This window comes from Nonomuraea sp. NPDC003709 (assembly GCF_040610775.1).
Taxonomy (GTDB): Bacteria; Actinomycetota; Actinomycetes; order Streptosporangiales; family Streptosporangiaceae; genus Nonomuraea; species Nonomuraea angiospora_A.
Genome location: NZ_JBEXMW010000005.1, coordinates 591769 through 615244 on the forward strand (window position 1 = coordinate 591769; position 23476 = coordinate 615244).

Sequence of the window (23476 nt, forward strand, 5' to 3'; positions counted from 1 at the left end):
CGCCGATCAGCGTTTTCCGAGCCGAACGGACAGGGCGGCGAGCCAGGCGGAGATGAGTACGGCGCCGGCGGCGAAGCGCAGGCTGGCGCTGTCCTCGCCCCACGGCGGCACCGTGAGGACGAACGTGGCCAGGCTGTTGACGAAGCTGTAGGCCGTCCAGCCACGGCTCGCGAACCGCCGCGCGAAGACGAGCCCGGCCACGATCAGCGACAGGAACGCCGTCGCCCCGAAGACCGTGTGCAACATGCTGCCGGTGCTGAGGCGCTCCGGCAGCCCGGCGGGGGCGCCGGTCGGCCAGCCCAGTGCGGGATCGGGCGTGAAGACCCCGCCGCCGACCATCGCCACGCCGTACGCGCCGATCAGGATCGGCCCGATGAGCGAAGCGGCCGCTCCCGCCACCCCGGGACGGGCGGCCCGCCGTACGCCGAGCGCGAAGGCGCACGCCAGCAGGCCCGTGAGCGCGAAATTCGCGGTCTGCAGCCAGCCCAGGTCGCCGAGCGTGAGAGCGCTCAGCGCGTGCCGCCGCAGGTCGAATCCGGTCCGGGTGAATGCCTGCGTGAACGACACGACAGGGAACAGGATCCCGGCGATCGCGCCGCAGCCCAGCAGCAGCGCGGCCCCGGTCGCAGGGGAGGTCGTGGGCTCGGTGGAGGTGCTCATCATGGATCCTTTCGCGGTTGGTGGTCATCGCTTCGTCGCACGGCATGACCACGAACGGGATGCGGCCGGATGGACAGCCGCCCGCGAAATTCCTCAGGACTCCTCGACGGCGGCCAGGCGACGCCGCAGGTGGACGCGTTCCGGCTCGCTCCCGGCCGCTTCCAGGGCCGCGCGGTAGGCCGCGGCGGCTTCGGGACGGCGGCCGAGCCGGTGCAGCAGGTCGGCGCGCGCCACCAGGTACGGGTGGTAGGCGCGCAGCCGCGGCTCGCCGGCCAGCTCGTCCAGCAGCGCCAGGCCAGCCTCCGGGCCGTCGCGCATGGCCACGGCCGCCGCCCGGTTCAGCGCGACCACCGGGGACGGGTCGAGCGCGAGCAGCACGTCGTACAGGGCCACGACCTGCGGCCAGTCGGTCGTGGCCAGGTCCGCCGCCTCGTCGTGGAGGGCGGCGATCGCGGCCTGCACGCCGTACACGCCGGGCGGGCCGCCGCTCAGCGCGGTCACGACCAGCGCCGAGCCCTCCTCGATCAGGTCCCGGTCCCAGCGGCCGCGGTCCTGCTCGTCCAGCAGCACCGGCTCACCGTCGGGACCGGTACGGGCCTCGCGGCGCGCGTGGACCAGCAGCGTCAACGCCAGCAGCCCGGCGACCTCCCGCTCGGAGGGCAGCAGCCGGCGCAGGATGCGCGCCAGCCGGATCGCCTCCTCGGCCAGGTCCAGGCGCTGCAGGTCGGGGCCGGAGCTGGCGGCGTACCCCTCGGTGAAGATCGAGTAGATCACCTGCAGCACCCCGGGCAGCCGCTCCGGCAGCTCGTCCGCGCCGGGCACGCGGAACGGGATGCGGGCCTCGCGGATCTTCTTCTTTGCCCGGACGATCCGCTTGGCCATCGTCTGCACCGGCACCAGGTACGCCCGCGCCACCTCCGGCGTGGTCAGCCCCGCCAGGCAGCGCAACGTCAGCGCCCCGCGGTCCTCGGCGGGCAGCGCGGGGTGGGCGCAGGTGAAGAACAGCTGCAGCCGCTCGTCCGGCAGCTCGCCGCCGTCCGCGTCGGCCGGAGGGGCGTGCGCCGCCCGCTCCGCCTCCACCTGCAGGATGGCCAGCCGCGCGGCGAAGGCCTGGTCGCGCCTGAGCCGGTCGACCGCCTTGCGCCGCGCCGTCGTCATCAGCCACGCGCCCGGCTTGGGCGGCACACCCTCGACCGGCCAGTGCTTCAACGCCGCCTCGATGGCGTCCGAGGTCACCTCCTCGGCGAGGTCGAGGTCACCGAAGCGGCGCACGAGCGCGGCCAGCAGCCTGCCGCGCTCCTCCCGGAAGACCGCCTCGACCTCATTCATTGAAGTCGGCGACCGGGCGTACGACCACCGACCCGCCGCCACGCGCGCCCGGGCAGCGGGCGGCCCAGTCGAGCGCCACGTCGAGGTCCGGTACGTCGATCACATAGAAACCGCCCAGAACCTCTCGCGTCTCGGCATACGGCCCGTCGATCACGCTCCGCACCCCGTCCCTGTCCACTCGCACGGTCGTGGCGGTCACCAGATCGGCCAGCGACTCGCCGGACACCCAGATCCCCGCCTCCCGTACGGCCTTGTCGTAGGCCATCCAGTCCTCGAAGGTGCACTGCTCGTCCTGGTCGGTGGTGGCGGCGTTGATCAGCATCATGTACTTCACGGTGTCCCCTTCATGGGTGAGTTCGGCGTACGGCAGGCTCGCCGTACACCATCACCACGAACGGCCCTCCGCCAAATGGACAACTTCTCATAGAGAGGTTGCGGGCTCCAGAGAGCGGGTCAGCCGCACTCCTTCTTCGAGATACCCCAGCGCGGCGTAGAACCGCCGGGCGGTCGTGTTCGCCGCCCCCGTCTCCAGGGTCAGGTGACGCAGGCCCTGCTGCCGGGCCCAGTCCTCGGCGGCGGCCATCAACCGCCGGCCCACTCCCGTACGGACGGCTTGCGGATGAACGGCCAACTCGCCGACGTAGGCGTCCATCGCCCCGGTGAAGTGCCGCTGGCGCTGGACGGACACCACGCCGATGACCTGTGAGTCCCCACCGTACACGGCGACGAACACCGCTCCCCGCTGCGCCCCGACGGCGGCGAGGGACCCGGCGAGCCACTCCCGCGCCGCCCGGGCGGCACCCTCGGGGTCACGCCACGCCGCGACACCCTCGGCGAGCCGGGGAGCCAGAGCCAGGACGCCTTCAAGATCGTCATCGCATGCGGGCCGAATCCGGACCTCGTTCATGAACGGCAGCATGCCAGGGGGAAGTCCTCCGAAAAAACCCCTGATGGACAACCGGATCCGGCTATTCGCCTTCTGCCACCACCGCGTCGAGAAGCAGGTCGAGCAGCACCGTCCGACGTTCGGTGTCGTCGGCGGTCGCGAGGAACACGATGCTCCAGCCCAGGTCGGGCAGCCGGGCCTGCATGGCCCGCAGTCCCGGCCAGCCGCCCCCATGCCGGTAGACGCGGTGCCCGGCGTGCGAGCGGACGCCGATGCCCCAGGCGTAGCCGATCGGTGTCCCGTCATCGAGGCGGCCCGGGATGTGCATGAGGGCGGAGAGGCCGAGCTCATCGGCATTGAGCGCCTGGCTCCACCGCAGCAGGTCACCGGCGGTGGTCCACACGCCGCCGTCACCCAGGGACAGCGGCGCCGGGTGTTCAGGGGACAGAGGTGCCGCACCGGGAGGCGCGGGAGCGGGTCCGGCCCAGAAAAGCGTGTCGCTCATCGACAGTGGGGCGAAAAGCCGGTCCCGCGCGAAATCCGGAATCGGCTGACCGGCCGCTCGTTCCGCGGCAGCGGCGAGGCAGACATATCCCGCGTTCGAATAGACGTAATCGCCGCCCGGCCTGCCGGGGAGGGCGGGAAATCGGGTGAGGGCCTGAATGACGCCTTGGCTGGTCCGGTCACCGTCCAGGATGGCGTCGATGTCACGATCAGCGGGCAGAGCCGCGGTGTGATGGAGTAACTGCCGGACCCGGATGTCACCAGCCCATGAAGGCAGCTGGGGCAGCCAGCGCGACAACGCGGACTCAAGGTCCAGCGCACCCTGCTGGACGAGCAATGCCACGCATGCGGCGGTGATTTGTTTGGAAAGGGAGGCCGCGTAGATCGGCGTCGTGGCGGACAGCGTCTCGCGCCTGGCCGTCAACCCCTGCGCGTGAAAAGCCGGCGCATTGTCGCGTCGCTGGAGCCCGACCACGATCGGTTCGTCATTCCGGTATCCGGCTTCGGCGAGCATGGCTTCTATTCGCTTCTCAGTGAGGTTTCTCATGAAGATCACTTCCAGTGGCAGTTGAGAGCGAGGGCGGCTCGGACTATGTCGCCGATTCGACTGGGGCTCAGGGTGACGCGCTTCAGTGTGCGCGAGCGTTCCTTTTCGGGCGGCGGGCTGGGACGTGGACGCCGTTACCGGCGCCGATGTAGCCCCTGTCGGCCAGGGTCGGCAGGCCGTCGGCGGCCGCCTTGTACAACGCGGGCAGGACGTGCGGCCGGGCGGCGGTGATGTCCGGGGTGGAGCCTGGCTCGGCAACGGAGACCCACAACGGGGTTCCGTCAGAGGCCGCGAGGAACTGGACGTTACCGCCGAAGCTCTTAGCGCGCAGCCGCGCTCACGGAACCAGCGCAGCACCGTGACCGCCTGCCGGAATGTGCCCAGGACCCGCGGCCCAGGGGGCGTGTTGAGGCGCCGGCGATGCGTGGCGAGCAACCGGGAGGGCTTCACGTGCATCCACCACCGGGCTCGTCGCGACCGATCCGACCATGGATGTGCGAATCAACCCGCTTTCATGAAGATCATCGAGCCGGCAGCGTCACTCCGGACACGAACTCAGCGGCCATGATCGGATACACCGCACCGAGCACGATCCCGGTGACGCCCAGCCACCGTGCCGCGCGGCTGCGCAGGAGGTGGCGACGGCGAGATGCCCGGCTGGGCGGGTGAGGTTGTAGGAGGTGGCGGTCAGGGTCAGCCAGGCCGCGTTCGCGGTGAGCTTCCCCGACGGCAGGTGAGCTAGGGCGGAGTCCTCGAGATGATCTGTTTCAGGATGCCTTTTCGTCGGCGGGCTTCTCGCTCTCGGTGGTCACCCGTGCCCCTCGGAAGAGCACCGGGAGCCACAGGAGACATGCCAGCAGGGGGACCGCGGCGTAGGTGGCCATGCCCACACTGGAGCCCAGCCCGTCCATGAGCGCGCCGAGGACGAGATAGCCGATGCCGATGAGCGCCGACTCCACGAATGCGATCATCGACAGCAGGCTCGCCCGGTGGCGCGACGGCACGGACTCGTTGAACACGTTGTCCACGATCACGGCGGTGATCTCGGGAATCCCGACCAGGGCCAGGAACGCGGCGATGGTGACCCAGACAAGGCCGAGGCCGCTCAGGCCGAGTGCCGCGGCGAGCGTCAGGAGGGACACCGGGACTATGACCCGATACCCGATGCGCCGGTCCGCGCGGTCCGACAGCAGCGGAGTGAGCCCGCCGGCGAAGAATCCCGCCGATATGACCACGCTGACCAATGCGGTGCCCGCTCCCTGATCGGAGAGGGTCTTCTGCGCAAAGATGATGTACGGCGTCAAAGTCGCATGCATCAATCCGGACACCACGACAAGCGTCACGAGCGCCGGCGTGGCGACCCGAAGCATCGCCCGCCATGCGGTGGCGTCGCCGTGCTTCTCGGCTCCGTCCCGCTCGTCCACCGCGTCCGCGCCGCGGATCTCGGGCACCCGTGACATCAGCACCACCACGGCCAGGGCGAGGCACGCCGCCGAACCGACGTAGACGACTCCCCAGGAGATCTGCTGCAGTTGGCCGCCGAGGACGATGGCGACTCCCGAGGTGACCGTCCCGAGCATGGTGAACCGGGACTTGACCTTGACGTAGCCGGCCGTTGCACCACGACGCACGAGCAGGTCGTACAGCAGGGCGGTGTCCGAGCCGGACACACATGCCATGCCCACGCCCTGCCCGATGAACAGCGCCAGGAACACCCAGTAGTCGGAGAACGTCCCCTGGCCGAGCAGACATCCAGCTATCAGCAGCTGGCCGATCACGATGCTGGCACGCCTGCCGATGCGGTCGGCGATGACCCCCGTCGGCAACTCCGCAAGTCCGCTGACCAGGTAGAGCAGTGTCTGCAATAAAGCCACTTGCTCGGCGGAGAAGCCTCGCTGCTGAAGGAAGAGGACGAATACGCCGCGCTGGAACAGCGTGTTGGCGAGCACGGCGTATACGTAGAACGGGCGCGTGACACTTCGTGCCGCATTGTCGACTGCAGCCGACCCGCCAAGGGCCTCCGTGGTGCCGGTCATGCTGCGGGCTCCCTGGTGAGTCCGGTGATCATTAGTGTTGGGCCTCCGCCGCCGACCGGAACCTCCAGTCCATCCTTCGCGCAGGATATCGGGCCGGCCATCCGGGAACCGTTGCCAGCGTCGCGGCCATCCTCGGTGGAGGTGTCAAATGCTGGGAACAGTAGCGTGCATCTTCTGGAAGCGGTCGCGTACATCTTGGAGCCGGCGTGCTCCACGGTCTTGCCCGGCTTGACCTCCTGCCTGCCATACAGGAAGACCGGGAGGTCAAGGCCGCGTTCCGCGACTTCCCCGAGATTCCACCCGCGCCTTCCCGGCTCGTCGAGGACGAACCGGGCATCGCCGAGGCGCGCTTCGGCCAGTGGGCGGCATGGAGGCAATCCTTGCAGTGCCTGACAATGTGCCGGCGACCGCACTGGGGTTGGCTGCCTACGCGGTGGGCGTCGGATGCCGTCTGCGGGCGAGATGCTCCTGCAGCTCGATGTGCCGGAATTGATAGAACGGCCCCTCTGTGCGCAGCAGGCCCAGGCTGTGAGCGTCGTCCAGGAAGTCCATGGCCCGCAGGGGCAGCCGCCCCTTGGTCGCCAGGCGGGGGATCGTCAGTTCGTAGGCCAGCCAAGCGTGGTGCCGGCCCACCATGAGCTCGGACAGCAGTCCCAGCAGCAGCCCGGCCACGATCGCCGTGATCAGCCCGGTCTTCGAATACAGGAAGATGCCCCCCATCGTGAACCCGACCACGAGCCCGCCCGCGATCCGGATGGCGGTCAGATTCCTGTCGGCCTGCCAGGTCGAGCGCGGGGATCTCGCCGTCGTGGCGGTGGTGGGGCACTCGGCCAATCCGATCACGCCGTGCACCGCATATGCGATGGCGGACAGCAGGCCGACTTGTGTCATTGCGATCAGGCCGGCGGCCATGCCCTGCAGGTGAGTGGTCACGACGAAGCTGATGACGGCCCCGATGGCTCCGACGACCACGGCGCGGAAGGCAAGGCGAAGCTCGGCGAGCCTGCCGCGTAGGCGGAAGTCGGCGTGGCCCGGTGATTCGGTGAACCAGGAACCGATCAGGATCATGACCACGAGTGCGGTCAGCACGCTGATTATCGTCCTCTGAAGGGGCACCAGCTCTGTCGCAAGCGAGAGGGTTGCCCATACCACGACTCCGATCGCGACGGCGAGCGCGGCCCGGATCGGGAGGCTGGGCATGTGACGGGCCAGATGCCACCACGCCACGTCGCGCGGGTCCTCCTCGCTGTGCGCGAGCTGGCGGGACAGGTACGTGAGCCAGCGGCCGACCTGCTCCGGGGTCCAGGTGTGCTGCGGCCGGAAGGGCTGGGGCGGGTTGCCGGCGGGCCTGCGCGTGCTCACCAGAGCGGGGATGAGCTGGTCGCACAGGTGGTCGTGCAGCTCGGCCGCGCTGCCGCATCCGAGCTTCAGCAGCGGTGTCGGATCCGCCTGCGGCGTGATGTAGGAGGCGCGCACCAGCCATAGCCCCATCGACGTCGAGGCGACCTCGGACAGGGCCGGGGCGTCGCCCGCGCGCAGCGCCGCCAGGACCTGAAGCCAGGCGGGACGGGACACCGGGGGCAGGCACATCCGCAGGTAGTCGGCCGCCGCGGCGGCCGACATGGGCCGTGGCTCGATGACGGCCGCAGCCGTGAGGACGTCGCCGATCTTCTCGACGGACTCGGCGAACTGCTCCGTACGGCAGGTGAGGATGAGCTGGTCGGCCTCGCACATCGACCGGTTCAGCTCGGTCAACATGTCCGCTCGGGCGGCGCCGGGCAGCTCGTCCAGCCCGTGGATGACGGGCAGCACCTCGCCGCGCGCCACGAGCGTCTCAGGGACGTCCGGGCCGAGGCTCGCCGCGCACAGCGCGGGGTAGTCCGTCGCCAGGCTGTCGGCCAGCCAGTCCTGTAGCCGGGGATGTACGCGGTCGTCCCAGCGTGCGGCCGATACCAGCACCGGGACGGGCTCCTTCGGCCGCCGCGTGTTCAGCAGTTCGAACGCGAGCTGCACGGCCAGAGTGGTCTTCCCCGCGCCCGGGCCGCCCAGGATGACCAGCCGGCGGCGGCGCAGGGCGCGGAAGTTACGTGTCATGTCCGCGATGTGCACGTCCGAGTCGGGGAAGGCCACGGTGCCCTTGGCGATGATCTCAGGATGGTCGGCGAGTTCGCGGCGCTCGGTCGACTGCCAGGGCACCGGCATGGGCCCGGGATCGCCCAGCGAACGCAGGGCGGTCTCCTCGCGCCACTTCTCGGTCACCAGGCCGGTGAGGATGTCTTTCGCGGTGGCCACGTCGGCGGACGTGGGTGCGGACGCGACCGCGCCACGCTTACGGCGCGACAGGGACACCACCCACCGCAGCAGGCCGTCACTCAACGTAATCACGCTGACGGCGGCCGTCAGGACCTGTGCGGTTCCGACGACTGCCCCGATGGTGCCGGGAAGTTGCGAGGCAAGGAACAGGAGCGCGATGGCCAAGCCCAAGAGGAAAATACCTACCGCCATCAACGCCACGGGTTTATGTTTCTGTCGGCATTGTCCACGCATAAGATTATTATCTGTACTTTCCGCGGCAGAACTGAATCAATGATTTCATATTTAATGTTTAAAACTCGGGAAAGCCGATATTCTGTTAATGGGATCGCCAATCGCGTGGCATTTCTTTGAAAACTCGGCGGGGTCTGGTGAGCGACCACGAAGCTGCCGCCATGAGGAGGGCGGTCAGACCGCCGCAGATCATCGCCGTCGAGACCGAGAAGGCGTCCACGACCTGGCCGCCGGCCAGCGCCCCGAGGGCGAACGTCGCCTGGAAGGAGGAGGTGAAGACGACCGTGGCGGCCTCCGGCGTCCCGGAGGCGGCGTTCATGAACCAGGCCTGGGAGCAGACCGGGACGCCCCCGTAGGCCAGTCCCCACAGGACCACCAGCGCGACGGCCCCGGCGGTGGAGGCGCCGGCCACGGGCAGCAGTAGCGTGGCCAGGGCGATCAGGCCGCCGCAGGCCAGGAAGGCGGCTCGTGGGGCGGTCGCGACCGCCTTGCTCGCCAGGAAGTTCCCGGCCGTCCCGGCGATGCCGTACGCCAGGAGGGTGGCGCTGATGGCGGCCGGGTCCAGGTGGGTGACGTTCTGGAGGAAGGGGGTGACGTAGGTGTAGGTGCCGAAGTGCGCCAGGACGATGAGGAACGTGGCCAGCAGGGCGATCCTGGTGCCCCGTTCGCGCAGGAGGCCGAGCAGGACGCGGCCGCTGGTGACCTCGTGGGCGGGGAGCGGCGGCAGCAGCATCAGCAGGGCGATCAGTACGAGGACCGACAGCGCGGCCAGGACGAGGAAGGCGGTCCGCCAGCCGGCGAGGTGGCCGATGAAGGTGCCGGCCGGCACGCCGAGCACCGAGCCCAAGGGGACGGCGGAGAAGATCAGCGCGGTGGCGGTGCCGACCGAGCGCGGCGGCACGAGGCGGGCGGAGAGCCCGGCCCCGATCGACCAGAAGCCGCCGATGGTGAGGCCGACCAGCACCCTGGAGACCAGCATGATCCAGTACGAGGTCGCCACCGCCGCCAGGACGTCGGCGACCGCGAGCACCGCCATGAGCGCGCACAGCATCACCCGGCGATCCAGGCGGGCGGTGGCCAGCGTGACGGCGGGCGCGGCGATGGCGGCGACGATGCCGGGCAGGGTCATGGTCAGTCCGGTGATGCCATCGGAGATGCCGAAATCGGCGCCGATGTCGGTCAGCAGGCCGATGGGCAGGATCTCGCTGGTGACGATGGCGAAGATGCCCAGCGTGAGCGAGGTGACCGCCAGCCAGCTGATGAGCGGTGAGCGTGGCCGGGCTTGGATGATCGTGGACATGATTCCGTTCGGGTTGGGACCGTGGGGTTGGGAACCAGCCAAGCAGCGATGGGGGAGCGGATACCGGCAGGTTTCAGACCACACCATGCCGTGACGACATCAGCGCCAAGTGCCGAAGGCGTCGGCGTCATCTTGGGTCGGCGGCCTTGTCCCGCAGGTCACAGTGAGATGATCCTTTCTGTCGCGTGTGGCACGTTGACCGCCTCTTCCAGCATGTTGCGCAGCCCGGGGAGCGAGGGCTCGATGGCGCACGCGTGCGCGGGCCCTCGCTGGGCCCGGTGCGTGCCGTGCCCGCTTGAGCCGAGCTACCGCACCATGTGGACAATCAGACTCCTTCGCCCTCTCCCGGTCCGGGCCGATGCGTGCATACCCGCAGGAATCGAATGGCCGCTCCGTCTATTGCGCCAGCTCGTGCCCCGGCGCGGGGCGCGCGTGCGCTGCCGATATCACGGCGGCGACTGGCATCGCGATCCGGCTCGTCAGACGGGCCCAGCGCGAAGCAGTGACTGCCGGCGACATCGCCGATTTCGGTGACGAGGTGGCCGAGGCGGAAGGCGTCCACGGCTGGGGAACTGGATGCGCTGGACCTCCTGGTCTGCCCGGAGGACGGCATCCAGCCGGCCGTCTTCGCCGGCGATCACAGACCGTCGTTACCGTCTGTCGTTAGACGCACGTGTGCTGAGATGACCGGGTGAGCCAGCGCAAGCCGCACTCGAGCGACTCGGCACGTGCCCTGACAGACCCAATCCGCTCAACTCCCGGAGCAGCGCTTCGCCACTGCTCTCATGATCGGTAAGCCAGCGCATCTGCGAGATGATCAGGATTCGCGGCCAGAAGTCCATACCTGGTCACCGTTCAATCCTGAGGAGTCGTTTCCCCGATGCTTGACCGCGAAAGTGCTGGGGCTGGAGGTGACCACATCGCCGCCCAGTACGCTCGCCGGACGCGTGACGGACGAAACGGCCAGGCGGGTGATCACCGCGATCGGGATCCCCGAGCGGATCGGTGGTTACCTCACCTTCACCGATTTCAGTGACGGTCCGACGCTCATCTCCGACGAGGTGCAGGATCCGAATTCAAGCCTGCGGCGGGAAGCTGGAGACTTCATCTTCTTGGGCAGCGGCGCCGGAATCCTTGTCCTGAACGGACAGAGCGGAGAGGTGGCGAGCTGGAACGACGGCACGCTCCGCACGATAAGTTCAGCGCTCGACAAGTTCGTCGAGTTCATGGTCCTCATCCAGGAGAAGCTGAACAGCGCGGAGGAAGAGTCCTGGCCGACCGGGGGAGCAGAGACCCGGCAGGCATCGAACGACCTCATGCGCCGGTTTCGTGAAATCGACAGCGAGGTCATGAAACCGGCCCGAGCATTCTGGCGGAGCGTAGTGATGGGGTCGTTCCGATCCATGGGTTTCTGAGAGGCGTTGCGCAAGGTGATGCCCCGTGATGTCGTAGTGTGATCGGGCAGATTTTTAGCGTTACCACCTGGCGGGTCGGCCGGCTCCTTCTGCGCGCCGACCCGCGCTACCGAGGCCATGGACTGGCAGGGCCGAGAAACCCGGCTGCGGCAAGGTCAGCCCCATGGATGCGTACCGACGTCCCCAGCGCCGGCCAACAGCCCGTTTTCGGGCTATCCAAAAGAAGTTGCGCCAGTGTGCACTTCGACACAGACCGGCGAGCCGCACTGTTGCAAGGGTGGATCTCGAAAGGCCAGACGCCCAAACGGCGGAACAACGGGCCGGGCGATGCAGTCTGACAAGCAGGCCCGCCGTCGCTTTATGAGTCACGGCACCATGACGTCGATCACCAAGACGATGGCCGTCTTCGGCACGAGCGCCGCCCTGGCCAGTGGTCTCCTGACCACCGGTCTGATGAACGGTGCGGCCCAAGCCGCCTCCCTCCCTGCCGCGAGGACCGCAGGGTCGGCGAGCGCTCACCCGTACGACGGAAAGGATCCGTACAGCAGCGGGTGCGCCCGCTCCAGGGCCAACACCGGGAAGAAAGCCTCGCTCAGGAACGAGGTCGGAGACCGCCTGGGCACGATCCGGCTGTTCTACTCCCGCCAGTGCGGCACCAACTGGGGCGAGGTGTCGGTCGCCGCGGGCGCTTCCGGCACCATCACGGTCTACACCGGCACCAAGAGCAGATCCTTCACCTACCGGCCCGGGAACGGCGGGCACCACTGGGGCAACATGATCTACGCCCCCAGCGGCATCTGCGCCAAGGCCACGGGCACGGTGACGGCCGGGGTGGGCCGCGCCAACAAGGGCAGCGGCACCACAGCCAAGGCCTGCGACTGAGCCACGCGGGCGCTCCGCGTGGCGCGCGGGTCTCGGCGAGGCCGATGGACCGGCTCTGCCCCACGCCGACGTGATCAGCGGAGGCAGGATCACCACGATCGGCGCTGTGTTCAACGACGCCCCCGTCAACCGTCTCGCCCGACGCGACGATGACGTGGGTTGCGCAGCTCCCCGCACGTGGTTGGGGCGCGCGGCTGCGCATGCAGGTCGCCCATGAAGGGCCTCCGCGCAACTGCCGGCTTTCGCACGCCGACCCGGAAACCCCGTATCAGCCCTCAGACAGCAAGGAGGAAATCCATGCGCACGTTCCAGCTCATTGGCACTACCGTCGCTGCCGTTTTCGGAGCGACCATGCTGGCCGGTCCGGCGGCCCAGGCCGCTCCCGCGCCTGCCACCGCCGCGGCCCCGTCCACCTCCGCCGCCGCGGCCGACAGCACCGCGATGAGCCTGGCGGACGCCGGCATCAGGTGCGGCAAGGGCCTGGGTGGCAAGAGGAAGGTGAACTTCAGCTGGGAGAAGGGCAACGCCACCACCAAGATCTACTTCAACAACCACTGCAAGAAGGGTAAGAAGATCACTGCGGCGGTGGTGAGCCGCAATTACCGCGTCGACCACTGGCAGTACTGGTGCAGACCGCTGGACACCAATGGCCGGACCAAGGGGAACAAGAAGTTCTCCAACAGCGGCTACACCGTCTGGAAGGTCCTTCGCGGCCACAAGAACAGGTACTGCAAGGTGCAGTAGTCCGGTCGCCCTCCTCGATGCGCCCCTTGCGCGGTCAGTCGCACCGCGCAAGGGGCGCGTCAGGTTCGAATACCGCGCCATGATCGCCAGGATCCGGGTGAGCGTCGACGCCGCTCCTGTCTCGGAGTTCGACGACGTCCATGCGACGACGCAGGAGTGGATCTTCCAGACGCTCTTCCAGTTGCTGGGTGAGCAGCCGCTGGTCGCCGACGTGCGGGCCACACTGTTCCGGGCGCTGTCCACGATCCAGGGGGTCTCGGTCAAGCAGGACGCGATCGACGCGGCGGGGCGCAACGGGACCGCGTTCGTCTACACGGGAGCCTCGGGCATTACCGGGACCAGTGCCGGTGCCGCGTGGGTCGCTCGCACCCGCGCGACCGCCATCGATGTCCTCAGAGGGTGGCGTCAGCTCGGGCCGCCGCCGAAGCTGATCTCATTGCCGTCCGTGTCCCGGTAGGTCACCTTGGTCGCGCCACCGTCGTACCTCTCGCGCTTCGCGGGCTCGATGCCTCGCCGGGCGATCTCGGCGACCCGTCCGTCGAGGTCGTCGACGAACGACAGCACCAGCGCGTTCCCCGCCCGTTGTGGATCTTGCACGATGTAGACGTACCGGTGTTCGGCCACCTCCCACACCGCCTCGATGTCGTTCGGCAGGAACGACGGCGGCCCACCGAAGAACTGCTCGTACCACGGCAGCGCCGCGGCATAGTCGGTGACGGGTACGCCTGCGAACAGATCGAGCGTCATGTGGTCATCCCTACGTCGTCGATGGGTCGCCGGTACTGACTTCGGCAGCGCCGGAAACTCATCGTCGTCCGCCTCGCGATGATCTGACGCAAAGCCGCCCGGTTCCCCGGCCGCGGTGCGAGGGCAGGGACCCCCATTCCACGTCGATGGTGCCATGCCGGGCATCTCCCGCGAAGAGGCGGATCGGGCCCTGGAGAGTGCGGTGAGGCCGGCGTGCCTCCATCTAGCGGAGGAGCACGGGCAGTGTCGTGGGCCCCTCGGTGATGAGTGACGAGGTGTACGGGATCTCGCCGGGCTCGACCGCCAACCGGAGATCGGGGAACCGGCCGAACAACGACGCCAGCGCGATACGTGCCTCGAGCCTGGCCAGTGGCGCCCCCAGGCAGAAGTGCGGACCGCGGCCGAATCCGAGGTGCGCGTCCGGCTCCCGTACCGCGTCGAACCGCGGCGCCTCCCCGCCGAATCTGGCCCTGTCCGTCCCGGTGCTGGAGATGCCGACCATGATGGGCTGGCCCGCCCCGACGGTCACCCCGCCGAGCCGCACCTCCCGCAGCGGATACCGGAACATGACGCTGATCACCGAGTTCCTGCTGCGCAGCGCCTCCTCCACCACCTGCTCCCAGGCGTTCTTCGCACGCGCGAAGACCAGCTGCTCCGGGTCCGAGCACAGCGCGACGACCGTGTTGGCCAGCAGGTGAACCGTGGTCTCGTGACCGGCGATGAGCACCAGCCACAGGATCCACATCATCTCGCTGTCGGACAGGCGGTCGCCGTCGTCCTCCTGCGCACGTATCAGCCCCGTGGTGAGGTCGTCGCCCGAGTCGTCGCGCTTGCGCTCGATGAAGGCGGCCAGATACCCGAGCAACCCGGCGTTGGCGGCGAGCATCTCCTCCGGCGAGGTGGTGTGCTGCAGCAGAGTGTGGCTCCAGTCGCGGATCTGCTGCTGCTCACCCTGCGGCACCCCGAACAGCTCGCAGATCACCATGACCGGCAGCGGCTCGGTGAACAAGCGCACGAGGTCCACCGCGCCGCTCTGGCCGGCCATCCGGTCCAGCAGTTCGTCGGTGATCCGCTGGATGCGCGGGGCCAGTCCCTGTACGCGGGCGGGGGTGAAGGCCCGGTTGATGAGTCCCCGCAGTCTCCGGTGGTCCGCGCCGTCCTGGGTCAGCAGGTGCTCTCCCTCGATGAGCTGGCGCAGCGGCCAGTCGGCCGGGATGGTGCCGTCGTTCAGTGCGGTGAAGTTCGCCGGGTTCTTGCTGAACAGCGTGTCGTCGTTCGTCAGGACCTCGTTGACCAGTTCGTACGAGGTCACGAGCCAGGCGGGCACCTGGCCCGGCAGTTCGATGCGTAAGATCGGCCCGCTCTGGTCGAGGTAACGGCGGAGGGTCGCGGACGTCCGTTCCGACGGCACGGGGATCTGGAGAGGAGTAGCCATGGATTTCCCCACTGTGGGATGAATGTCCCCCTCACTTTCCGTGTTGGGTTCGACCGGGCCAAGTCGTGAACGTTGTCACTGTGGAGCCCTCAACCTCTGCCGCTTCCGCCATTGCGGAACGTGAAGGTCTGCTCGGAAGGCCGTGGCGGAGCTCCGGTCGCCCGAGCGGATGAGGGTCCTCAGCTCGCTCATCCGGTCCCAGGTGTTTCCCGGGATCATCGGAGTGGAGGGCGGTGGGTCCGGAATGGGTGGCGTGGCGCATGTTCACGCTCCCCGGCGATCCGGCGATCCGGCGATCCGGCGATCCGGCGATCCGCCCGCCCGTCCGTCGCTGCTGCGGCTCGCCCGGCTTGCCTCCCGTGTGGTGGCCGAACCCGCCGATGAGGGGCAGCTCGTACGGGACGAGGCGGCCGACACCGCCTGGCTGATCGAGCCGCGGCGCGAGGGAGACGACGGCTTCCCGGTACGCCGAGACGGCGGCCTCGGCCGACCTGCGCGCCTGGTGCGGCCTGTCGGTCGCCGGCGCCCGCGTGGTCCTGGTCCACGGCCGGGCCTGCGCGACCTGGACCGTCGAGGACGGCACGGTGGTCGTCATCCCGCTGGGCTGCCTGTCTGAAGGGGGCTGCGGTGCCGTCATCTCGCTGGGCTGCCTGTCCGAAGCGGACCGCGGTGCCGTCGGCGAGCAGGGGCGCGCTGTCGTGGATCTCGTTGTCGCTGGTGGCGGTGGCCCTGGCGGCGTTCCTGGCCGACGGCGACGCCCTGCCGTGGGCGGTTATCTCGGGGAACGGGCCAGGTCGCTGGGCGGCATGCCGCGGACCCGTTTGAAGGCGTTGCTGAAGGCGAAGCCGTCGGCGTACCCGACCCTCCTGGCCACGGCGGCGACGGTCGCGCCGGGCGTGCGAAGGAGGTCGGCGGCGATGGTCATCCGCCACTCCGTGAGATAGAGCAGGGGCGGCTGCCCGACCAGCTCGGCGAAGTGCCGCGCGAACACCGCCCGCGACATCCCCACCTCCGCGCCCAGGCCCGCGACCGTCCACGGGTGGGCCGGGCGTTCGTGCATCAGGCGCAGCGCCCGCCCGATCCGCGGGTCGGCGAGGGCCCGGTAGCCGGGCGGGGCCTCGACGTCGGGCCGTGCGAACCACGACCGCAGGGCCCGTACCAGCAGCAGGTCCAGGAGCCGGTCGAGCACGACCTGCTGGCCCGGCTCCTCCCGGCCGATCTCGACCGCCAGCAGGTCCAGCAGCGGCGTGAACTCGGGCTCCGGCGGGATGACGGCCACCTCGGGCAGGGCCTTGAGCAGGCGCTCGGACACGTCGCCACGCAGCGGATACTCGGCGGTGACGAACAGGTCGGAGCCTTCGGCGCTGAACCCGTACGTGCGCGGCCCCAGCACGAGGTTGGGCGCGGGGCCGTCGGCCGTCGTCCAGCACGTCTCCGCGTCGTCGACCACCACCTGGGGCTCCGTCCCCGGGCGGTCGGCCACGGTGAACGGCCGCAGGCCGCGGACCAGGACGACGCCGCGCTCCCCGACCCGGACGGGAGCCGCGCCGTCGCGCACGATCCAGGACTCGCCCCGCAGCATCGCGCCCAGCGCCAGCGGGGCGGGATCGTTGAACCGCACCGCCCATGGCGGCTCGGCGACCGACTGGCAGAAGATCGCGCCGTCCGCCCGTACACCCGCGAGATAGTCCTCCAAGAGGTCCATGATGAGACGATCTCACATGTGTGCGAGATAGATGGCCATGGAGTGTCTCGCTCGGCACCCGATGTACTGGCCTCATGTCCGATTCACCTGTTCTCGTACTTGGCGCCCGGGGTAAGACCGGCCGCCGCGTCGCCGCCCGGCTCGACCGCCTCGGCCATCCCTTCCGCGCGGCCTCCCGCTCCGGCGGCACCAGATTCGACTTCGCCGACCGTGACACCTGGGGGCCGGCCCTGGACGGAGCGGGGGCGGTCTACCTCGTCCCGATGAGCGAAGCCGTGCCGGCCGCCACCGTGGAAGAGTTCCTCGCGGCCGTCGCCCGGGCCGGCGTCCGCCGGGTGGTGCTGCTGTCGGCACGCGGCGTAGGCGGCGCGGCGGACCCGTACCAGGAGCCGGTCGAGCTGGCCCTGCGCGCGACGGGCCTGGAGTGGACGATCCTGCGCGCGGCCTGGTTCGCGCAGAACTTCGGCGAGGACCTGTTCCTGGAGCCGATCCTTTCCGGGGAGCTGGCGCTGCCGGCCGGGGAGGGCCGGGAGGCGTTCGTCGATGCCGAGGACATCGCCGACGTCGCGACCGCCGCGCTCGTCCAGGACGGCCACGCGGGCGAGATCTACGAGCTGTCCGGCCCCGAACCGGTGTCGTTCCGCACCGCGATCGAGATGATCTCCGGGGCCACCGGGCGGCCCGTCCGCTACACGGCGCTGGAGACCTCCCGGTTCACGGCCGCGCTGACGGCTCAGGGAGTGCCCGCGGAGGCGGCCGGCCTGGCGGCCGAGCTCCTGGGCCGGATCCGCGACGGCGCCGGTGAGCGCGTCGGCGACGGCGTACGGCGAGCGCTCGGCCGCGACCCGCGCTCTTTCGCCGACTACGTCAAGACGGCCGCCGCCGCGGGAACCTGGGGCAACTGAGCCGAGGCCGGGCGCCTGGCCAATATGAGACGATACGTTTCGTCTCTTGATACTGTCGCTTCGAACCCCACCCATGAGGAGTGAGTCATGGCCCGAGCGACCGGCCCGAGGACCGGCGGACTTCGCCACGCTGAGGCCTTCGTCGAGGTCGCGGACGGTTATCGGCTCTGGGTGGAGACGACCGGCGATCCGGAGCGTCCTGCCCTGCTGCTGGTGATGGGAGCCAACGCGAGCGGGCTGACCTGGCCCGACGCGTTGGTCGAGCTGTTGTCCCGCGACCACTTCGTCGTCCGCTACGACCACCGTGACACCGGACGCTCCACCCATGCCTTCCACGAGCGTCCCTACCCGATCCGGGCGCTGGCCGACGACCCGATCGCGGTCCTCGACGCGCTGCGGATCGCACGTGCTCACGTGGTCGGGATGTCGATGGGCGGCACGCTGGTCCAGTTGCTCCTCCTCGACCATGCGGACCGGCTGATGAGCGCCACGATCTTCGGCTCCGCGCTGATCGGCGGGGCGGCCCCCGACCCCGGCATCTCCGACGACGACCTGCCCGGGCCCGACCCCCGGCTGCTCGCTCTGTGGGAGGAGCTCGGACAAGAGCGCGACCCGGAGGCGGAGCTGCGGTGGCGCGTCGAGCACTGGAGGGTCCTCAACGGCGGCGTCCTGCCCTTCGACGCCGAGGAGTTCGCCGATCTCGAACGCCGGATCGCCGCCCACGGCGGCACCTGGCGTAACTCCGCCGCCCATGCCCTGGCCGACCAGTCGGGCATGGAGCGCGGGGCCGAGTTCGCGAACGTCTCGGTGCCCACTCTGGTGATCGACGCGCCGGAGGATCCCGTCGCCCCGCCGCCGCACGCCGCCCGGCTGGCGCGCGCCATCCCCGGCGCCACTCTCGTCACAGTGCCCGGTCTCGGCCACGCGCTGCCCCACGCGGTCGTGCCGTCCCTCGCGGCGACGATCACCACCCACACCGGTGGGCGGCCCTGACGTTCACCCGGCGTCGGCGGGTTCAGGTGGCGAAGTCGGCCAGAGCGGGCTCCAGCAGATCGAACGCCTGGGTGGCTTCCGCGTCGAGGGTGCGGGCGATCTCGTCGTTGGAGCGTCCGGCCAGGGTGAGGTCCTGGATGCGTTGGAACAGGATGCGGTGAACGGTGCCCAGGAGCCCTGCGGCGGTCCGGACGGTGATGTCGTCGGGAGTGGTGCCGGTGGCCTCGGCGAGGGCTTGGGTGAGGCGGTGTTCGCGCTGGTCGTGCAGGCCTCGCAGGCAGATGGTCAGGGTGGGGCTGTCGGCGATCATGCGGGCGAAGGCCGCGCCGGAGAAGCCGGCGACCGGGTCCTGGGCGGCGATGGCGTCCTGCAAGGCGCGGCGCAGCGCGGTCAGGGCGGATTGCCCGGGCTGCCGGGTGGCGACGGCCTCGGCCAGGGCGGCGGTGAACTCCTCCTGGTGGTCCAGGGCCAGGTCTTCCTTGCGGGCGAAGTAGTTGGTGACGGTCTTCTTGGCGACGCGGGCGGCGGCGGCGATCTCCGCGATGGTGGTCTGTTCGAAGCCTTGGGCGATGAACAGCCGGGTGGCGTGGTCGGAGATGAGCTGCCGGGTCTCCTGCTTCTTGGCCTCCCGCAGGCCGATGGGCGACTCGAGCGGTGTGGGGTCGCCGGCGGTCTGGGCCGGAGTCTGGGTAGCCATGGGGAAATATTACCCCCGTAGCATTTTTATGTTGACACCCCTGAGATGTCTGGGCTAAATTTACGCCCGTCGTAAGTTTGCGACCATGGAACGCCGACCGGAACGAAGGAGAGTGCCCATGCGCCACCTCGACCCCGCCGCCGAGCAGGCCGTCCCCGCGATCGACCGCACCGATGTGCGGACCGGGCAACTGGGCCACCACCGGCCGGAGCAGCCCCTCAAGCGCGGCGACGACCTCCGCCACCTGCCCTCCGACCGTGCCGTCCGCGGGCGATGCGAGCCCCGTGTCGCCCGCAACATCCCCCGCCGTCGCGGCTACTGACCCGCGTCGGCACCTCACGCCTCCGTCCCGGCTCCGACCCGACAGGGAGACCTTCTTGCAGATCATCGCGTCCACCGTCTCGCTCACGATCGACGACATCGCCGCCTCCCAGGCGTTCTTCACCACTCACCTGGGCTACTCCGTTCAGGCCGCCGCCGAGGGCTTCGTCTCCCTCACCCGTACCGATGCGGTGGACATCGTCCTGCTCGCCCGTGGCATCCAGGTCCTGCCGCCTGAGCAGCGCGATCAGCACGCGGCGGGCCTGATCCTGGCGTTCACGCTCGACACCGGCCTGCAGGACCAGGAGAAGCAGCTGCGTGACGCCGGAGTCGAGATCACGATGCCGCTGCGCGAAGAGCCCTGGGGCGAACGGCTGTTCCAGGTCACCGACCCCAACGGCGTGATCATCCAGTTCGTCGAATGGGCCACGCCCGACAACGCCTGAGGACGCCGTCGCCAGGCGGCGCGCCTCCTGCTCGACCGGCCCGGGCCTCGTCGCGCGGGGTGGCTACGAGATCGCGCTGCACGGGCTCGACCGGAGCCGCCCAGGAGTCCGCGAGCGACCAGCCACGCACCTAGGATGATCGTCGCCGGAAGTAGTGCACGGTCAGGATGGCGAGCAGCGGGCCCCAGGCGGCCAGCGGCGTGTACGTGACCCAGAAGGCGACCGCCTGCCAGCCGTGCACGATCAAACCCTCGGGGCTCCCGTTGATCATCCGGCCGAAGGCGAACATGACCAGCGCGTACGGGAAGACCAGCAGCACCGTCGCACCCAGGCCGGCGGGGACGACGGCCGCCAGGACCGGCACCCGGCGGCCACCCAGCCCGGGGACCCAGCGCGGCCACACCTCACCCCACCGGGCGACCAGCCCGACGGTGAGGAACGCCGTCGCCTCGCTGACCACGCTGAGCGTGACGATGTACCACCACTCGCCGTCGATCAGCACCGGCCCGTGGCCGGGCGGGGGCGCCCCGCCGAACTCCAGCAGCGGCGCCCCGAAGATGAAGGCCGCGATCCGCCAGATGCCGGAGGGCAGCGGGGTCAAGGTGGTGGCGTAGGCGGCCCACACGGCCCAGCGGGGCACGCCCACCGCCGTCCGGCCGTGCAGCTTGGCCAGGATGGCAGGAAGCCGTCCGGTCCGTGGTGTTCCGCCGAGGGTGGTGGTCATGCGGGGGCCTCCGGTCAGGCAGGTGGTGTTCGCGTGGCGCGTTCCGATGCTCGCCGCCGCAGCGTCCGTGAACATCCCCCACGTGGGGGACTCGTATTAACCACCTGCCAGGCCGTGCTGCCCGGGGTCAGAGCGTGATCCACTCCGTGCTCGTGGTCACCGCGTCGAGCACCTCCGGGATCGGGTCCACGCCCAGGCCCGGCCCCGCGGGCACCTCCAGGTGGCCGTCGGACAGCTCGAACGGCTGGGTGATGTCGGTGGAGTAGTAGCGCCGCGAGCCCGAGGTGTCGCCGGGCAGCGTGAAGCCCGGCAGGGCGGCCAGGGCCACGTTCGCCGCCCGGCCGAGGCCGGTCTCCAGCATGCCGCCGCACCACACCGCGATGCCGTTCGCCCGGCACAGGTCGTGGATGCGCCGCGCCTCCAGGTAGCCGCCGATCCGGCCGGGCTTGATGTTGATGATCGAGCACGAGCCGAGCGCGATGGCGGCGGCCGCGTGCTCGGCCGACTCGATCGACTCGTCCAGGCAGATCGGCGTCTTGAGCTGCTTGGCCAGCCTGGCGTGCTGCACGAGGTCGTCGTTGGCCAGCGGCTGCTCGATCAGCAGCAGGTCGAACGCGTCGAGCCGGGCCAGGCGGCGGGCGTCGCTCAGCGAGTAGGCGGCGTTCGCGTCGACCTGGAGGAGCACGTCGTCGCCGAACCGCTCGCGCACGGCCCGGACCGGCTCCAGGTCCCAGCCGGGCTCGATCTTGAGCTTGATGCGGACGTACCCCTCGTCGAGGTAACCGCCCACGGCGTCGAGCAGCTGCGGGATCGAGTCCATGATGCCGACCGACACCCCGCACGGCACCCGCGTGCGGGAGGCGCCGAGGAAGCGGGCGAACGACTCGCCCGCCGTCCTGAGCTGTGCGTCCAGCACCGCCGTCTCCAGCGCGGCCTTCGCCATCCGGTGGCCCTTGATGGGCTCCAGCGCGCGGCCGACGTCGTGCACGTCCAGCGTCTTCGGCAGCGCGGGCAGCAGGAAGCGCCGGATCACCTCGGCCGCGCCGTCGGTGTACTCGGAGGAGTAGAGCGGCTCGTCCATGGCCACGCACTCGCCCCACCCCTCGGCGTCCGGCGTCACCACCCTGACCAGCAGGACGTCGCGGGCCGTCTCCGTGCCGAACGACGTGCGGAACGGCGCGACCAGCGGCATGGCGATCCGCCGCAGCTCAACTCCAGTGATCTTCACTTCTTCTCCACTACGTAGTAGGACTTCCCGGAGAACCCCGTGACCGCGCGGCCCTCGGCCATCAGGCCGCCCAGCACGTCGCGTACGGCGTGCCGCCACGCCTTGGCCGTTCCCGGGTCGGCGCCGCGCAATCCCGCGATGTCCGCGGGCACGGCCACCAGCACCGTGCCGGCGTCCACCGGACCGGCCACCGGCCGCCCGCCCACGTCGGCGAGCGCGACCACGGCGCCCGGCGGCGGGCCGTCCGACGGTCGCGCCGAAGCATCCGGCCGCGCCACAGCCTCCACGCGCGGGTCGGACAGCGGCCAGACGGTCAGGAGCCGGTCGGACTCGTCGCCCTGGTTGATCGCGTCGTCCATGACCCCGTAGAAGCAGGGCAGGTACTCGCGGGGCCGGGCGCCCAGCTTGGCCAGGTTGAAGTGGGCGTTGCGGCGCATGAGCGGATCGTACGTCCAGGTGATCCGCTCCAGCCCGCGCTCCAGGGCCCACCTGCGCTGGTGCAGCTTGAGCGCGAACCCGATGCCGCGCCCGGCCGCCGCCCCCGTGACATGGGAGTGCAGGGCGTTCCCGCTGGCCAGGAACCCGACCGAGCCGCCCACCAGGCGGCCGCCCTCGAAGGCGCCCGCCACGTAGCCGCCCGCGTGCGCCAGGGCCCGCATCAGCTCGATCGTGATGGGCGGGGCGCCGGTCCCGAAGTGCCAGATGTCGTCGAACAACGCATCCACCTGCTCGAACTCCGCCATCTCATGGAGCTCCCTGACCTCGACCAACCTGCCGCTCCTCGTCTCGGACGTTTCCCAGGCGACGGTATTCGATGGCGGGGCCGCCGCGATTCGTCCGGGTTCACCAAGCCGGGGCCGGGCTTTGGTGGAAGCGGCTAACAGGGTGTGATGAGGAGCCTGCTGGGGGCCTCCTGGCTGAGGCGTACCGACTCCAGGGGGACGGCCCCGGCCAGGCAGGCGCGTACGGTCTCCGCCCGCACGTCACCGGCGAGCGAGCTGCGGCCGTCGCGGCGGATCTCCACCGCGCACGGCCCCGGCTGCGCGGCCATGACGAGGCCCGCGGCGGTCGCCCCGGCCAGCGCGCCCGGATCGCTCCCGGTCCAGCCGTAGTGCCACATGCCCGCCGCCACGACGGGCGCCGCGGGGCAGCAGTCCGGCGCGGTGGCCACCACGTCGATCCCCTGGAGCAGGGCCTCGGCGATCTCCTCCGCGCACGTCGCCACGAGGGTGCCCACGCGCAGCCCGGGAAAGCCGGGCATCGGACCGCCTGCTCCGTAGATGAGCTTGATGCCCGTTTCGAGGGGTCCGGGGCCGCCGTCGTGCCAGCCGCAGATCACCATGTCGAGCGACCCGGCAGATCTCCACGTGCCGATGCGCAGCATGATTCTGGACTACCCTTGACCGTGGATCATCACACACCGTC

The 23476-nt window shown here is 70.0% G+C and carries 24 protein-coding genes and 1 pseudogene; 8 read left to right on the plus strand and 17 right to left on the minus strand.

Annotated elements, in window-relative coordinates; translation table 11 throughout:
* Positions 1 to 6 precede the first annotated feature (6 nt).
* From ABZX61_RS18935 to ABZX61_RS18975, 9 genes and pseudogenes are all read right to left on the minus strand, one after another.
* Positions 7 to 663, minus strand: coding sequence for a DUF998 domain-containing protein (locus ABZX61_RS18935; RefSeq protein WP_355196051.1), 657 nt, complete (start codon positions 661 to 663; stop codon positions 7 to 9).
* Positions 664 to 753: 90 nt separating this feature from the next.
* A complete protein-coding gene (locus tag ABZX61_RS18940; protein ID WP_355196053.1) occupies positions 754 to 1989 on the minus strand; it encodes a DUF6596 domain-containing protein in 1236 nt (411 codons plus the stop codon).
* A complete protein-coding gene (locus ABZX61_RS18945; protein WP_355196137.1) occupies positions 1982 to 2314 on the minus strand; it encodes a YciI family protein in 333 nt (110 codons plus the stop codon). Before ABZX61_RS18945 ends, ABZX61_RS18940 begins: the two co-directional genes overlap by 8 nt.
* Before the next feature lie 96 nt (positions 2315 to 2410).
* Positions 2411 to 2896 (minus strand): GNAT family N-acetyltransferase, encoded by a 486-nt coding sequence (locus ABZX61_RS18950; RefSeq protein WP_355196055.1) that lies wholly within the window; start codon positions 2894 to 2896, stop codon positions 2411 to 2413.
* A gap of 61 nt (positions 2897 to 2957) precedes the next feature.
* Complete coding sequence (locus ABZX61_RS18955) at positions 2958 to 3893, minus strand: serine hydrolase domain-containing protein (protein ID WP_355196057.1); 936 nt, start codon at positions 3891 to 3893, stop codon at positions 2958 to 2960.
* Between the two features lie 115 nt (positions 3894 to 4008).
* Positions 4009 to 4239, minus strand: a pseudogene (locus ABZX61_RS18960) (transposase family protein); the annotation flags it as partial.
* A gap of 454 nt (positions 4240 to 4693) precedes the next feature.
* Positions 4694 to 5962: an MFS transporter gene (locus tag ABZX61_RS18965; RefSeq protein WP_355196059.1), complete on the minus strand. Its 1269-nt coding sequence runs from the start codon at positions 5960 to 5962 to the stop codon at positions 4694 to 4696.
* Positions 5963 to 6388: 426 nt separating this feature from the next.
* Positions 6389 to 8338 (minus strand): NACHT domain-containing protein, encoded by a 1950-nt coding sequence (locus ABZX61_RS18970; protein ID WP_355196061.1) that lies wholly within the window; start codon positions 8336 to 8338, stop codon positions 6389 to 6391.
* 256 nt (positions 8339 to 8594) lie between these two features.
* Positions 8595 to 9809, minus strand: coding sequence for an MFS transporter (locus ABZX61_RS18975; protein WP_355196063.1), 1215 nt, complete (start codon positions 9807 to 9809; stop codon positions 8595 to 8597).
* Positions 9810 to 10594: 785 nt separating this feature from the next.
* Here ABZX61_RS18975 and ABZX61_RS18980 point away from each other — a divergent pair.
* The 4 genes from ABZX61_RS18980 to ABZX61_RS18995 all read left to right on the plus strand — a co-directional run bounded on the left by ABZX61_RS18980 (position 10595) and on the right by ABZX61_RS18995 (position 13307).
* Complete coding sequence (locus ABZX61_RS18980) at positions 10595 to 11224, plus strand: SUKH-4 family immunity protein (protein WP_355196065.1); 630 nt, start codon at positions 10595 to 10597, stop codon at positions 11222 to 11224.
* Positions 11225 to 11599: 375 nt separating this feature from the next.
* Positions 11600 to 12106 carry a DUF2690 domain-containing protein gene (locus ABZX61_RS18985; protein WP_355196067.1) on the plus strand — a complete coding sequence of 169 codons (507 nt, stop codon included), beginning with the start codon at positions 11600 to 11602 and terminating at the stop codon, positions 12104 to 12106.
* A 297-nt stretch (positions 12107 to 12403) separates the two neighbouring features.
* Entirely contained in the window at positions 12404 to 12850 is a 447-nt protein-coding gene (locus ABZX61_RS18990) for a hypothetical protein (protein WP_355196069.1), read from the plus strand.
* A 79-nt stretch (positions 12851 to 12929) separates the two neighbouring features.
* The gene (locus ABZX61_RS18995; protein ID WP_355196070.1) at positions 12930 to 13307 is read left to right on the plus strand and encodes a hypothetical protein; all 378 of its coding nucleotides are present in this window, start codon (positions 12930 to 12932) and stop codon (positions 13305 to 13307) included.
* On the opposite strand, the gene ABZX61_RS19000 is transcribed toward ABZX61_RS18995, so the two are convergent.
* The 3 genes from ABZX61_RS19000 to ABZX61_RS19010 form a co-directional block, all read right to left on the minus strand.
* On the minus strand, positions 13256 to 13597 hold the full coding sequence (locus ABZX61_RS19000) for a VOC family protein (protein WP_355196072.1): 342 nt from the start codon (positions 13595 to 13597) through the stop codon (positions 13256 to 13258). The genes ABZX61_RS18995 and ABZX61_RS19000 overlap by 52 nt on opposite strands.
* A gap of 223 nt (positions 13598 to 13820) precedes the next feature.
* Entirely contained in the window at positions 13821 to 15032 is a 1212-nt protein-coding gene (locus tag ABZX61_RS19005; protein ID WP_355196074.1) for a cytochrome P450, read from the minus strand.
* A 772-nt stretch (positions 15033 to 15804) separates the two neighbouring features.
* Complete coding sequence (locus tag ABZX61_RS19010; RefSeq protein ID WP_355196076.1) at positions 15805 to 16737, minus strand: AraC family transcriptional regulator; 933 nt, start codon at positions 16735 to 16737, stop codon at positions 15805 to 15807.
* Positions 16738 to 16811: 74 nt separating this feature from the next.
* On the opposite strand from ABZX61_RS19010, the gene ABZX61_RS19015 reads away from it, so the two are divergent.
* Both ABZX61_RS19015 and ABZX61_RS19020 read left to right on the plus strand, forming a co-directional pair.
* Entirely contained in the window at positions 16812 to 17642 is an 831-nt protein-coding gene (locus ABZX61_RS19015) for an NAD(P)H-binding protein (protein WP_355196078.1), read from the plus strand.
* 87 nt (positions 17643 to 17729) lie between these two features.
* Complete coding sequence (locus ABZX61_RS19020) at positions 17730 to 18635, plus strand: alpha/beta fold hydrolase (RefSeq protein WP_355196080.1); 906 nt, start codon at positions 17730 to 17732, stop codon at positions 18633 to 18635.
* A 22-nt stretch (positions 18636 to 18657) separates the two neighbouring features.
* On the opposite strand, the gene ABZX61_RS19025 is transcribed toward ABZX61_RS19020, so the two are convergent.
* Entirely contained in the window at positions 18658 to 19332 is a 675-nt protein-coding gene (locus ABZX61_RS19025; RefSeq protein ID WP_355196082.1) for a TetR/AcrR family transcriptional regulator, read from the minus strand.
* A 118-nt stretch (positions 19333 to 19450) separates the two neighbouring features.
* Here ABZX61_RS19025 and ABZX61_RS19030 point away from each other — a divergent pair, with 118 nt between their 5' ends.
* Positions 19451 to 19654: a hypothetical protein gene (locus tag ABZX61_RS19030; protein ID WP_355196084.1), complete on the plus strand. Its 204-nt coding sequence runs from the start codon at positions 19451 to 19453 to the stop codon at positions 19652 to 19654.
* Between the two features lie 55 nt (positions 19655 to 19709).
* On the plus strand, positions 19710 to 20099 hold the full coding sequence (locus tag ABZX61_RS19035; protein ID WP_355196085.1) for a VOC family protein: 390 nt from the start codon (positions 19710 to 19712) through the stop codon (positions 20097 to 20099).
* 130 nt (positions 20100 to 20229) lie between these two features.
* On the opposite strand, the gene ABZX61_RS19040 is transcribed toward ABZX61_RS19035, so the two are convergent.
* The 4 genes from ABZX61_RS19040 to ABZX61_RS19055 form a co-directional block, all read right to left on the minus strand.
* Positions 20230 to 20823 carry a hypothetical protein gene (locus tag ABZX61_RS19040; RefSeq protein ID WP_355196087.1) on the minus strand — a complete coding sequence of 198 codons (594 nt, stop codon included), beginning with the start codon at positions 20821 to 20823 and terminating at the stop codon, positions 20230 to 20232.
* 127 nt (positions 20824 to 20950) lie between these two features.
* The gene (menC, locus tag ABZX61_RS19045) at positions 20951 to 22051 is read right to left on the minus strand and encodes an o-succinylbenzoate synthase (protein WP_355196089.1); all 1101 of its coding nucleotides are present in this window, start codon (positions 22049 to 22051) and stop codon (positions 20951 to 20953) included.
* Positions 22048 to 22821, minus strand: coding sequence for a GNAT family N-acetyltransferase (locus ABZX61_RS19050; protein ID WP_355196091.1), 774 nt, complete (start codon positions 22819 to 22821; stop codon positions 22048 to 22050). Before ABZX61_RS19050 ends, menC begins: the two co-directional genes overlap by 4 nt.
* 107 nt (positions 22822 to 22928) lie before the next feature.
* Positions 22929 to 23435 carry an acyclic terpene utilization AtuA family protein gene (locus tag ABZX61_RS19055; RefSeq protein ID WP_350727945.1) on the minus strand — a complete coding sequence of 169 codons (507 nt, stop codon included), beginning with the start codon at positions 23433 to 23435 and terminating at the stop codon, positions 22929 to 22931.
* Positions 23436 to 23476: the final 41 nt, after the last annotated feature.